This window comes from Flavobacterium sp. CG_9.1 (assembly GCF_015751645.1).
Classification (GTDB): Bacteria; Bacteroidota; Bacteroidia; order Flavobacteriales; family Flavobacteriaceae; genus Flavobacterium; species Flavobacterium xanthum.
Map to the genome: position 1 here is coordinate 92,231 of NZ_JADOVC010000003.1, position 14,191 is coordinate 106,421.

Below are 14,191 nucleotides of genomic sequence, written 5' to 3' on the forward strand. Positions count from 1 at the left end.
GAAAAATATAACCCTAATCCTATTTTCGAATCTCACCAATAATTAAGCTGATTTCCTTGAATTCAAAAAATACTGACACCATGAAAAAAATTACTTTTCTTTTATTATTAACTCTCCATTTTACGGTCAGCGCTACTTTCGCTCAGGTCAGCAACACAAAGGAAGTAATGCTTTTTGGCAAAAAGAAAGTAATCAAAGCAGGCTCCATAATTCGATGTGCCACCACGGAATATGAAGACTATTTGAAAGCCAAAAATCCTAACCGATTGTCTACAGCTGAATTTGAACAATGGATTGCTCCCAAAGTCAACTTGGAGAAAAACAAACCAGAAAATTCGCCTAAAGAATTTAAAACAAATGCTGTTATAACCATTCCTGTAGTTGTGCACGTGATTCACAACGGAGACTTATTAGGTGCAGATGAAAATATATTTGATGAGCAAGTAATTTCTCAAATTCAAGTACTAAATGAAGATTTTAGAAAAAAACTAAACACTCCAGGCTATAACACCAACCCAGTAGGAGCCGATGTAGAAATTGAATTTGCTCTAGCAAAACGAGATCCTGCAGGCGTCTTATCAAACGGAATAAACCATGTGAATTTAGAGCAAGAAAGCTGGTCTACCGATGACATTAATACTATTGTAAAACCACAAACACAGTGGGATCCTGAAAAATACTTAAACATTTGGATAGTAAAATTTACGAGTACAGAACTTTTAGGGTATGCACAGTTTCCAAGTGGATCTGGACTTTCAGGAATAAACGCAGATGCTGGATCAGCTGCTACCGACGGGGTCGTGATTGGATATGCTTTTTTTGGATCATCTAGCTACTTTCCTGGTGGAACTTATTTAACAAATTACGACAAAGGACGAACTACCTCACATGAAGTAGGACATTGGCTTGGCCTAAGACATATTTGGGGAGACGGAGGTTGCGGTGTAGATGATTTTTGCAATGACACACCCAACGCGGGACAATCAAATGAAGGCTGTCCAACAGGTGTTGACTCCTGCCCCACTTCTCCTGGCTTAGACATGATTGAAAACTATATGGACTATACCAATGATGCCTGCATGAACATATTTACGGCAGATCAAAAAACGCGTATGATCACCGTTATGAATAATTCCATAAGAAGAGCCGCTTTAAAAACTTCTGATGCGCTTACCCCAGGCGTTGTATTTGCAAATGATGCTGCTACAATTGTTCTAAACTTAAATATTATTCCTTGCAGCAATTCCTTTATCCCAGTTATCAAAATAGTCAACAAAGGAAGCGCAAGATTAACTTCGGCTTCAATCACTTACGGAGTTGACAATACGAACTTGCAAACGTATAATTGGACCGGTAATCTTGCCAACAACGAATCCCAAAACATCACCTTAAATAATGTGACTTCAAGTGGAGGAAATCATAATTTCACTGCAACAATCATTAGCGCAAATGGAACCACGGATCAAAATTCGAATAACAATAGCAACACGGTAAATTTTGACATTACCAAAAACTACGCTACTAATACGGTGGCCTTTTCATTGCAATTAGACCGTTTTGGAACAGAGACCACTTGGGAACTTACTAATGCAACAGGGACTAAACTGTATCAAGGTGGTCCTTATACTGACACGCCTACAAGCAGTCCACTTCCCGCACCTATAAAAACTAGTTTTGACCTACCAACTAATGGCTGTTATACCTTTACTATTTACGATACTGAAATGGATGGTATTTGTTGTGATTACGGAGTTGGATCTTATACCTTATCGACACCATCAGATGAAATTATTGCTACCGGTGGAAAGTTTGGCGAAGTAGAGTCTAAAAGTTTTATAATTGGATTACTCGCTACAGCCGACATAACAAACTCAAACGCTGTATACCTGTATCCAAATCCTACATCAAATATATTAAATCTTGTTGTTCAAAATAAATTAGAAACTCCGGAAGCCTACACCATTATCAATAGTTTAGGTCAAATCATAAAAACAAAAAAGATAGAAACAGAAGAGGATCTACGCATAAACGTTTCCACTTTGTCTCAAGATATTTATTTTTTAAAATTATCTAAAAATCAAGCCGAAACAAGCACCGTTAAGTTCATTAAGAAATAAAATAACCCCTAATTAACTAAAAAAGGATTGAAGTTTTCAATCCTTTTTTAGTTATATCAATTGGATACCTTAAATTTGCGCTATTATAAAACACTTGCTTTGAATATTTTTCATTCTATAAACGATTTCAGTTCCACAAAAAAAACAATTATAACGTTAGGAACCTTTGACGGAGTTCACATTGGTCACAAAAAAATTCTGGAAAGAGTACTTCAAAACACTGATAATGAAAAATACGAAAGCTTAGTGCTTACTTTTTTTCCGCATCCTAGAATGGTCCTACAAGAACATTCGGACATACAATTGCTCAACACCATCAATGAAAAAATAGATTTACTGGAGAAAATTGGCATCGAAAACCTTGTAATTCATCCTTTTGACGAAACATTTTCAAGATTGACTGCTGAGGAATTCGTAAAGACGATTCTTGTAGATTGCTTTCATATCCAGAAAATAATTATTGGTCATGATCATAGATTTGGAAGAAATCGAACAGCAAACATTGATGATCTGATTGCTTTTGGAAAACAATATGATTTTGAAGTTGAACAAATATCGGTTCAGGAAATCAATGACATTTCCGTGAGTTCAACCAAAATTAGAAATGCGTTATTGGACGGAGACATGACTTTGTCCAATGAATATTTAGGTTATGATTATTTCCTAACTGGAAATGTTATTCAAGGAAAACAACTGGGAAGAACGATTAATTTTCCAACAGCCAACTTAAAAATCGAAGAAAACTACAAACTGATTCCCAAAAATGGAGTGTACATTGTAAAAAGTATATTGGACCAAAAAACTGTTTTTGGAATGATGAATATTGGATTCAACCCAACAGTTAATGGAGATGTTCAGTCTATTGAAATCCATTATTTCGATTTTGACAAAGACATTTACAACAAATCTATTTGTGTTTCAATACTAAAAAGAATTCGTTCCGAACAAAAATTTGAATCGGTTGACCTCTTAAAAGAGCAACTACAAATTGACAAAAAAAACGCACTTGCCTTTATAAACACTTTGTAATTTCTCAATAAATTCTTTCGTTTTTTGATAAAAAATTCCCTTTTTTTATTTAATTTTGAGTGTCACACATTTTTTATCTAAAAAAAATGATTTTTCAACTTTTAAAACCAGCTTTATGAAAATACCGAAAGAATTAGTAAATGGATTCATTATAGTAGTAGGCATTGGAATTTATTTCTTAATAATGGAACTTTTGGGTCTAGCAGATATTTATCTTTTACGCCTTTTCAACGTCCTGTTTATTTTTTATGGTACGCATAAAACACTTGAGGAAAATTTTGCTCAAGGGAAAAGGATACTGGTTTCTAATTCCGTTTCCGCACTATTCACAGCATTAACAGGAGTCTTTTTAAGCATTATTGCACTAATTATTTACAGCTATTCTAGAGGTGGAAATGCCTACATTGCATCATTGTCCAGAACGTTTTTATTTGGAGGTGATCCATCTATAATGAGTTATTCCATCTCCTTATTATTTGAAGGAATTGTTTCCGCGGTAATTGTTACCTTTATGCTTATGTTATACTGGGATACCCGTTATACTACAGACAAACACAATACAAAATCTTAAATTAATTTATCCTTAGTCATTTTTTAAAAAAACTTCGTAAAAGCAATATCAAAGTCTTTTACGCGGTTTTTTTATTTATTTATAATTATGAATTAATCCTATTTAATTAAAAACAGCTTTTTTAATACAAAAGCACTTGTACATCCCTACATAATTATAGTTGAGTAAATTTTTATACTGGGCTTTTCAATACTATTGCATTGGTTCTTTAGAACAATTTAACTACTTTTGACGCATTATAAAATCGTATCAATGAGCATTACAAAACACAATTGGACCAAAGAAGAAATTATTGCACTATATAACAAACCTATGATGGACTTGCTTTATGAAGCAGCTTCTATTCATAGAGAGCATCACGATCCTAACGTGGTTCAAGTTTCGACTTTATTGTCAATAAAAACAGGTGGCTGTCCAGAAGATTGCGGGTATTGTCCGCAAGCGGCACGATACCATACTGACATTGAAGGAAATGATTTAATGTCTGTTAGTCAAGTAAAAGCACAAGCTTTACGTGCAAAATCAAGTGGTTCGTCCCGTGTTTGTATGGGAGCAGCATGGAGAAACGTAAAAGATGGTCCTGAATTTGATCAAGTTTTAGAAATGGTTCGCACCATCAACAAACTAGATATGGAAGTGTGCTGTACTCTTGGGATGATCACTGAAAACCAAGCACATCGGTTGGCGGAAGCAGGTTTGTATGCCTATAATCACAATTTAGATACCTCTGAAGAATATTATAAAGAAGTTATTTCGACACGCGGCTTTGAAGACCGCTTGCAAACCATAGCCAATGTTCGCAAAACCAACGTTACCGTTTGTAGCGGTGGAATCATTGGAATGGGCGAAAGCATCGAAGACAGAGCAGGAATGCTAGTGGCGCTTTCTACATTAAATCCACAACCTGAATCAGTTCCAATTAATGCCTTGGTAGCCGTGGAAGGAACTCCAATGGAAGAAGAAAAACCAGTTGAAATATGGGAAATGATCCGAATGGTAGCCACTACCAGAATCATCATGCCGGAAACCCAAGTTCGTTTATCTGCTGGCAGAATGAACATGAGCCGCGAAGGTCAGGCCATGTGTTTCTTTGCTGGTGCCAATTCTATTTTTGCTGGTGATAAGTTACTTACAACTCCAAATCCTGACGTAAACGAAGACATGAAAATGTTTGAAATGTTAGGTTTAAACCCTCAAAAACCATTTACAAAAGTTTCTCAACCACAAACCGTTGAAGCTGAAAATTCTCAATTTGCTCCACTTGGTGAAAAACCAAAATGGTCCAGACCCGGACATACTATCGAAAAAAACATTGAGGCTTCTGCTAAAGGAAAATAATAGTTTTTTAAAATCAATACTAAAAACCATCTTGTTGAAGCAAGATGGTTTTTTTATGAAAATTAGTAGCGCACTTTCTTAGTAACAGACAGCCCGTTTTGCATACCTATTTTTACCAGCACTATTTGAGGAGCTAAAAACCAATTTGTTATGGAAAAATCGGTCTTATTTATACCGTTTTTGTGGTATATTTTTTTCCCTTCTAGACTGTAGATTATAATTTCCTCGATGAATTCCTTGGTTGAATTTATGCGCAATTCTTTATTTTTACATGAAACAAAAAGGGATTCTGTATCCTTTTCCGTATCCTTCACACTCAAGATTCTACTTATAAAATGAATAACAAAACGGTCATTAAAAGTCCCAATTGCAGTAGTAAAAGCATAATCTTCCTGGGTTACATCCACTACGGTATTACTCCATTTATCCTCGATAAAAATGCTTTGATTTGCTAAAAGCCCATCTGTTTCATCGATTTCAATTGTAAAGTTCCCCGCTACTGTACTAGTGAATCCCAATTTAATTTCATCTGTTGGATCAAAGGGTAAAGCTCTCCCTTGTATCACTAAATTCTTCTCTTGATTAATGCTGTAAAAGTCTAAATACTGATTCCCATCAAAACTCTCTCCATCAATAGAAGGATCAAAATCATTTGTAGCTCCCTCGGCATATCCTATCAAAATCTGCTTGAAAGCTCCATCGCTATTCGATAAATTGAGCCAAATACGATGTTTTTCCATCGTGCTGGATTTGGATTTTTTTGGTGAACTTACTTTAAAAAAATTAGTATTCTGACCCACAAGCCGCATTGTATTATTAAAAACAGCAAATCCACCGCCATTATTACTCGTCACAAAAAAAGACTGTCCAGAGGCTATTTTTCCATCTGGTTTTGCATTATTAACTCCTGAATTTAAAGCAGCACTTGTACCTACACCTCCTAGAAGATTGTATACTGCATAATCATCTGAAGTATATACGTTTTTATTAATAGCAGTATTGTGTGTCCAGAAATAAATGGTTCCGTCTATAACTCCTTTGTTCCCATTTATAAAGGAATCTGCATTTATGGCTGAAGGGTAAGGATTACCAATCAAGTTGGAAGTATCGGTTGCCGCTATTGGAACTGAAACCAAACCATTATTTGGAACTCCTTTAAAAATAGCTTCGTAGTTTGCTGCGGTAGTTTCGGAAAAAGCCTTTGGACCACGTATAATATAACCTCTACCGACGGACATTAAATTACTTGCATTCTCATTAAACCAGGAATCTCTCAATGCATCAAACGAATAAAATTTATCTATAGGCGTGTCGGGAGAAACGTCAATCAATTTTTGACTTGAAACGGGTGAGGACCAATACGTGTAGTCAGTCACGAGCATAGGAGTTGTTTTTCTTTTCTGCTCAATGGTGCCTGAATTATTGACTTGCTCTTCAGATTGATACAAAGCCGCATTATTTTCTAGAATTAAGGTCCCTAAACCCCCGTAGTCAAAAGCCAAACCTAAGGTGTTTCCATCTAGAACTGTAACTGTATTTCCTGCACTGATAGTACAAGAACAGGAATTTAGGTTACTTACTGCGGTATAATTTTTGTTAAAAATAAGAGTCTTTTCTGCCGAGGGGATTCCATTGTTCCAAAAAGACCCATTCCAAACAGAGCTATTGGTACAAAGCTTAATCCGAGCCAAACGATGCTTTGCTACACCAGAAACAGAATTAAAATTACCTCCAATCATCACTTTATTACTTGGTGTAAAACAAATACTAAATAACGTATTGTTTAAATTCACACTAAAGGTCGCATCATAGATTCCAGTGGAAAGAAGACGCACCATTCGCCTGACTGCTGTTCCATTATAATTTCCAGCAAACGTTCCTCCAATCAACAATCGGTCATCTGGCTGGACAAGGATTGCCCTAATTTCTCCGCTACTAAAACCAGTTCCGGTTGTAAATGACGTATCTAAACTACCGTCACTGTTCAATCTCAGGATTCTTTTGGCGGAAACGCCTTTGTAATTTAAAAATACGCCACCCACAATTAGCTTGTTATCTGATTGTAATACAATTGTGTAGACATTTTTATCAAAACCTACACCTGTTGAAAATCCCAAATCTAAATTTCCATCTGCATTCAACCGAACCATCCTATTGTGAGACACCCCATTAAAAAGAGTAAACTGGCCACCCAAAACAATTTTTCCGTCTGGTTGCAACAAAATACAGTCTACAATAGCATCCGCACCAGAACCAATGGCAAAACCAGAATCCAAAGTTCCATCAGGTAATAATCGAACAATTCTATTGACATTAATACCATTGTAACTGGTGAAATTTCCCGCTACAATTATTTTGCCATCTGGCTGTAACGCCAAAGCATATACCTGAGTATTGAAACCCGTACCAATAGTAAAAGCCGCATCAATTTCTCCATTCGCTTCGATTCTGGCAATCCTATTTCTTACGATACCATTGTAATTTGTAAAAACGCCGGCAATAAGAACTTTGCCATCAGGCTGTACAATAGCGGTTTTTACAGAATTATTGGCTCCGGTAGCAGCTTCATTAAAGGAAGAATCCAGGAATCCATCTTCGGACAACCGCATTACTCTATTGCAAATGGTTCCATTGAATTTGATAAAACTTCCAAAAACCATCGTTTTATTATCTGCTAAAGCAATTACTTTTAAAATCGAATTATTAAAACCCACTCCAGCGGTAAGGTAACCGATATCTAAAGATCCAAAAACATCAATTCTTGCTAGACGACCTTGAGTTTGGGAATCAAAAACTAAAAACGAACCACCGATATACCACGAGTTTGTTACTTCCTCTGTAATCGCATTCACTGTGCCAGTTGAGGGTCCAGATCCAATATCGAATGCTGGATTTATCACTCCATTAGCCTCTAACAAGATGATCTTATTAACATCAGTTCCATTATAAGTGTCATTAAACGAGCCTCCAATCATTATAGCACCAGCAGCGCTTACATTAATAATTTCAACTGTACCGCTACTAAATCCTGATCCGGAAATAAAAGAACTGTCGACCGATCCGTTGAAGTTCAACCGAATTATTTTATTAACCGTAACACCATTAAAATTTAAAAAGGAACCTCCTACCAAAATCTTTCCATCCGTTTGCGTTGTAAGTGCTGATACGTTGGCATCAAAACCCGTTCCTGTAACAAAAGTAGCATCAACAGAACCATTGGAGTTCAATCGCATTATTCTACCACAGGCAACGCCATTGAATGAAATAAAGGAACCACCCAACAAAATTTTTCCGTCTTGCTGTATATGGACTTCCTCTACCAATGAGCTGGCACCAATTCCCATTCCGAATGTTAAATCCAAATTTCCATTGGGTAAAATTCTAGCCACACGGTTTGCAGTAGCTGAACCATACTTTGTAAAGCTACCAACTATGATAATGCTACCATCAGATTGCAAGGCTAAGTCATACACGATTCCAGTAGTTGCCGCATTCGAAGTATCAAAAGTAGGATCCCGAGAGCCATCAGGATTCAATCGAATTATTTTTCCGGTGCTAGATCCATTAAATGCTGTAAAGTTTCCTCCTACAATTATTTTTCCATCCGGTTGTATTAAAGTACAATACACATTAGCCTGAAAACCGGTACCCAATGTAAAGGAAGGATCTTTGGAACCATCCGGCAGTAATCGACATAAATAGGGAGTTGCACCTCCATTAAAGTTCAAAAAATCACCTCCCACAATCAGTTTTCCATCAGCCTGCAACGCCGTTGTTCTGACAGTTCCATCAAAACCGTCGCCCTGTAAACCGTCATCATAGGTGTTGAATGCTACATCTACCTTTCCTTGTTGAGAATAAGCGAGATTTAAGGTCGAATAGAGAAATGCAATCACGAAGTAAAGTAGTTTTGTTTTCAAATCTAGAGTGGCTTTAAAAATCTATTAGCAATAGCGATAGTATCAGAACTAAAGTATTTTTAATAAAAGTAAAGACAATCTTTCCTATTCACAATACCCACATTTAGTGATATTTACAATTAAAAAAAAGATTTTTTTGTACAAAAAAACCCATTCTGTACTAAACAAAATGGGATACCTATTTGACTTTAAAATTAATTCCTACCTGTTAAAAAATAACTTTTTTTGTGGTCACTTGACCGTTGCTTAAGGTTACTTTGACAATGCCTGCTTGCTTGTTTAAAGGAATATTTGAGGTGCGGAATTCCTGGCTATTTACAGCTTTTTTCTCAAATATTTTTCTGCCTAGTAAATCAAAAACTGCAATTTGAGAAACATTCTCAGTAACAGACTTTACATTTAATTCATTTCGATCTTTAGCAATAAAAACACCACACACATTTAATTCAAAATCAGCTGATGCTAATGTTTTATCCGTATAACGCAATACAAAACGCTCATTGAAAGTTCCTTTTTCAGTTTGAAAAGAATAAGGATCTTCTTTTAAATTATGAATTACATCTAACACTTTATCTTCTAAATAAATGTTTTGATTGTCTGAAAACAATCCATCTACTTTATCGATGCTTATTGTTGTAGTACCTGAGGCATTTGTACTGTATCCCATAGGAATCCTATCGGTATCTACGAAAGGCAAACTTTTACTTTGAATGGCCATTTTAGACAATCCAATAAAACTATATAATGCAAATACTTGATTTTCGTCATATACATAACTATCATAGCCTGGATCAAAATCATTAGTAGAATTAGACCCGTAACCAACTAATGTACCCGTTACATCTCCGACTCCTTTTTGTAATTTTAGCCAAATTCTATGGCTTTCTTCTACTGTATTTTTGGTCTTCTTCTGTCTGTAAAAATTAGTATTGTTAGCCACAATTCGCATACTATTATCAAAAGTCACATTACCTGCCACATCATTCTCAATAAAAAACCCTTGACCAGATGCAATATATTGACTTGGATCCGTCAAATTACCTGTTCCAGAACCTACTCCAACTCCTCCAAATAAATTATAGGTAGCATAATCCGATGCTAAATAATCATTACCCAACAGCGTATGATTGTGTGTCCAAAAATACAAAGTTCCTGTAATAGTTTGGTTAATTGTTCCAGTCCCTAAAAGATTGGCATTGATAAATGCATCAGCATCAATGGCTGAAGGATAAGGGTTTCCTATTAATCTTTCTCCCACACCATCCGAGGCTCTCACCGTAACTGGAATATCAATTGTACCATTGTTAGGGACTCCGATAAATCGTAAGGAATCATCAACTGCTGGCATTCCAGGCGGAATCAGCGTTCCTTCTGCTCGAATCGCATATCCAATTCCCGGTGCAAAAACAGTTGTGGCTGCATTCACATTAGCCCAATCATTATTGTACTCAAAATACTTATCGAGTTGGGTATTAGGCGAAAAATCAAGTAATGTTTGTGTACCCTTTGTTGGCGATGACCAATATGTGAAATCATCTACTACAATAGGAGTGGTATTTCTTTGTACGGTAATGCGCCCTGCATTAGTTCCTGTAAAGGTGGTTTGCACTAAACTTGCATTGTTTTTCAACATCATAGTACCTGGAAGAACGACGGTAATGGCATCATCAAGGTTTAAGGAAACTGAATCGTCTACAGTTAATGCTCCATTGTGTACGTTAAATTTATTCGCAACATCTATATCGCTTACAATAGTATAACTTCCTGCAATTCCAGAAAAAAGAAGATTGTAATAATTTCCGCCCGCTACAGTTTGACCTACACCATAATAATCTATAGTTCCAGAAGGGAATGATAATCCATTTGAAGCGCCCGAAAAACGTATTGTACCATCCATAGCGTCAACAATAGTGTATGCCAAAGTTCCATTTTTCATATCCAGTACAGCTTCTGCTTCGCTAATATTTAAAATAGTGGATGTTAAATTAAATCCATTCATATTGAATACCGTCGTGCCAGCAGTTACAATATTTAATTTATTACCGGTAGTAATATTTCCTGATGCTGTTTGAGTTCCAGAAGTGTTTTGCAATTCTAAGGAAGGAACACCATTATAAGTTCCAGCAACAATGGTTTGACCTCCTAAAGGATTATTATAAACTACTTTAGAATTCCAAGTTTTTCCAGCAGGAATTGGCATTGCAGTAGTATTGGCCGTTAGAATTTGTCCGCTACCTGAATTTGAAAAAGCCCCTCCGCCAGTCAATACAAAACTGGACATCTCAAGCAATGATGATGAAATGCTTATGTTTAGCAAATTATTGACTGTAATTCCTATGGCAGCAGTAACCTTTGAAAGCCCATTTGAGTTAGTTAAATTATGGAAAGTAGAAGCTGTTGTTCCTCCTAAGACTTGCGGTAAAGTACCATTAAAATTCACAGTACTGCTGTTAGGGACAAAAGTTCCTTTGTTATCCCAATTCCCACTAACGTTTAAGGTTGTTGTTCCTGTTAGTGATAAAGTTGCTCCACTAGAAATAGTCACATTTCGAACGCTTTGATTACTTCCCAATAATGGTTGATTCGTTGATGTTGATGTAATTATCACATCGGTAGTGGAAGATGGCAGTATTCCACCACACCAATTTGCAGCTGTATTCCAATTAGAACTGATATTACCTATCCAAGTGCCTTCGATACAAGAAACATTCACATTTAAAATACCAGTTGTAGTAGAACCAAATCGCACTACACTTCTGTTTGTGGCTTCTGATGCGGTACCACCCCATGATCCGATACTCTGTAATACGGTTCCGAAGGTTAAAGATTGTGCAGAAGAAAATCCTGATGATAATAAGGCAATTGCCGAACTCATAATTTTTAAATCTCCCATTATGGTTGAAGCGGCTGGGAATGTCTTATTTCCAGTACCACTAAGAATCAAGTTTCCATAAGTTCGTGTAGCAACCGTTTGAGCAGCTCCTCCGTATTCTACTGTACTTAAAGCTGCTAAATCAGTATTGGTAAACAAAGGCAATGTACTTGCAGCAGTAACTCTTAATAATCCACCATTATTTACAGTAAGTAAAGAACCTCCGGACAATTCAAAACCACCATTGTCCAAAGTCGCCCCAGTTGCAATTGTAAGAGGCGATGAAGCGCCAAAAACTTTTGCACCGTTTACTGTTATGATTCCTGTATTCAAAACCGAAACTCCACCCGTTCCTGTAAATGGAGTTCTCCATTCTAATCCTGTAACCTGAGAAGCTGTCCTATTATATTGTAACGTAGCTGTAGAACCATAAATTGGAGCTGCTGAAACGGTTGCGGTCCCTTCCATGGATAAAATTCCATTGATGGTAGGAATCCCATTTAGCGTTTTTACCCCAGAATTTGAAAATATCAAATTAGTAAACGTTGATACTGTTGCCAATGTCTGTGCCACTCCACCAAAATTTACTGTTCCCGTTCCACTAACAAAATTAGTACCGGTACCATTCCAAGCAGTAGCACTAGTCGCATTTACATTAAGCCTGCTCGAACCACCGTTTAATATTCCGTTTGATAAGGTTACAATACCCAACACAGAATGAATCAACCCTGAACCTAAGTTTAAAGTTCCCCCAGCTCCATTAATTGTTAGTGCACCTCCGCTGACAGGACCAGTAAATGTTGCTGTACCGGCTGTTTTTACCATAGATATTGTTCCTGTTGTTGAGAAAGCGCCAATGTTTTGCCCTACCGTTCCAGCAATTGTAACGCCGCCTGTAGTTCCAGTAACAGTACCACCGTTATTTATAAGGTCTCCATTTAAAGTCAACACTAAATTAGATAAAAGTAGTTTACCGCCACTGTTTACGGTCAACGGAACTGAATTATTAAACGTTCTGGCTGTATTGAGTGTTATGTTTTGGGTTGTGTTAATCACAACTCCTCCAGATGCAGTAAAAGGAGTTACCCATTCCTCTGGAGTTACTGTTCTTGCGTTTGCAGTATTGTATTCTAATGTTGCATTGGGTCCATAAGTAACAACTCCTGCTCCACTTACAGAAGCAGTTGCTGTTCCAGCTATTGTAAGCTTTCCATTTACTGTAGGTGTCGCTCCAAATGTTTTTTGACCAGTACCTGATACTATTAAATTGTTGTACACAAAAACACCAGCTGCTTGATTACCTCCTCTGTAATATACAACCGTTCCAGTGCCTGCGATAAATGTCCCTCCAGCGCCTGAAATACTGGCTCCTATTCGTAACGTGCTTGAACCACCATTAAGTGTACCAGCTCTATTGGTCCAAGTTCCTGAAAAAGTATGCGTCATTCCCGTTCCAAGATTCAAAGTTCCACCTGATCCATCAATTGTTAATCCCCCTCCACTCACATTTCCAGTAAATGTAGCCACACCACCACCCGTTTTCAGCATACTTACTGTTCCTGTTGTGGTAAAGCTAGGTATTGACTGATTAGCCATACCTGTAAACTGAACTGCTGCCGTGCCTAAAGTAAAAGTTCCTGAATACGCAAAAGCTCCTCCTATTTTTAAAATCCCTGCACCACTAAAAACAAATGAACCTGTGCTTGAAAAGCTACCTGTTGAAACATTCACTTGCCCCGAGGAAAGTGTAAAGACTCCGTTATTAATAAAATTACCTGTCAACGCTAGAATACCTGTTGTTCCCGTCAACGTTCCGTTATTTACAAAAAATCCAGCGGTAGTGAGTGTTCTATTGGCTATGTTTAGAGTTGCTCCTGCATTAATAGTAACATTTACTATGCTGGTACTTGTTCCAACTGTAACTACATTAACTCCCGTAGTGGCAATAATAACATCATCTCCGGCAACTGGCACAACGCCTCCAACCCATGTTGAACCTGTTGCCCATGTTCCTCCTGCAGCGGTGCTCGTTCTGGTCGCTGCACTAGCCCCTATAAAAGAAAAAAACAACGCAACAAAGAACAGTGTTTTTCGAACTGTAAAACTAGAATGAATCGCACCCAATAGATCACCAAATTCGGAAGGAAAATCAGTAATACTGTTACTGTTTTTTTCTGTTTTTTGGGTTTGAAAAGTAGCTACAAACTGCGCTAAAAGTATAAATAATGGAGAACGTAATTTTTTAATCATAAGGATGTAGAATTGATTTGCGGGGCGATTATAAAAAAACAACTAAATCTGTTTTAGCATAATAGCTACAAAAGCAAATCATATTCCCCACAAT

The 14,191-nt window shown here is 36.9% G+C and carries 6 protein-coding genes; 4 read left to right on the forward strand and 2 right to left on the reverse strand.

Annotated elements, in window-relative coordinates:
- The first annotated feature begins 80 nt into the window (after positions 1 to 80).
- The 4 genes from IWX83_RS02620 (at position 81) to bioB (ending at position 5,055) form a co-directional block, all read left to right on the forward strand.
- Complete coding sequence (locus IWX83_RS02620) at positions 81 to 2,117, forward strand: M43 family zinc metalloprotease (RefSeq protein ID WP_196827437.1); 2,037 nt, start codon at positions 81 to 83, stop codon at positions 2,115 to 2,117.
- Positions 2,118 to 2,216: 99 nt separating this feature from the next.
- Positions 2,217 to 3,146 carry a bifunctional riboflavin kinase/FAD synthetase gene (locus IWX83_RS02625; RefSeq protein WP_196827439.1) on the forward strand — a complete coding sequence of 310 codons (930 nt, stop codon included), beginning with the start codon at positions 2,217 to 2,219 and terminating at the stop codon, positions 3,144 to 3,146.
- A 115-nt stretch (positions 3,147 to 3,261) separates the two neighbouring features.
- A complete protein-coding gene (locus IWX83_RS02630; RefSeq protein ID WP_066079607.1) occupies positions 3,262 to 3,717 on the forward strand; it encodes a hypothetical protein in 456 nt (151 codons plus the stop codon).
- 252 nt (positions 3,718 to 3,969) lie between these two features.
- Positions 3,970 to 5,055: a biotin synthase BioB gene (gene bioB / locus IWX83_RS02635; protein WP_066079348.1), complete on the forward strand. Its 1,086-nt coding sequence runs from the start codon at positions 3,970 to 3,972 to the stop codon at positions 5,053 to 5,055.
- A gap of 62 nt (positions 5,056 to 5,117) precedes the next feature.
- Here bioB and IWX83_RS02640 read toward each other — a convergent pair whose 3' ends face one another.
- Both IWX83_RS02640 and IWX83_RS02645 read right to left on the reverse strand, forming a co-directional pair.
- Positions 5,118 to 8,951, reverse strand: coding sequence for a delta-60 repeat domain-containing protein (locus tag IWX83_RS02640; protein ID WP_196827543.1), 3,834 nt, complete (start codon positions 8,949 to 8,951; stop codon positions 5,118 to 5,120).
- A 232-nt stretch (positions 8,952 to 9,183) separates the two neighbouring features.
- Complete coding sequence (locus tag IWX83_RS02645; RefSeq protein WP_196827441.1) at positions 9,184 to 14,097, reverse strand: T9SS sorting signal type C domain-containing protein; 4,914 nt, start codon at positions 14,095 to 14,097, stop codon at positions 9,184 to 9,186.
- Positions 14,098 to 14,191 lie beyond the last annotated feature (94 nt).

Bases quoted from the DNA above. Each gene is read 5' to 3' on its own strand.
- IWX83_RS02630 (WP_066079607.1), top strand. From the start codon at position 3,262: ATGAAAATACCGAAAGAATTAGTAAATGGATTCATTATAGTAGTAGGC.
- IWX83_RS02620 (WP_196827437.1), top strand. From the start codon at position 81: ATGAAAAAAATTACTTTTCTTTTATTATTAACTCTCCATTTTACGGTC.
- IWX83_RS02645 (WP_196827441.1), bottom strand. From the start codon at position 14,097: ATGATTAAAAAATTACGTTCTCCATTATTTATACTTTTAGCGCAGTTT.
- bioB (WP_066079348.1), top strand. From the start codon at position 3,970: ATGAGCATTACAAAACACAATTGGACCAAAGAAGAAATTATTGCACTA.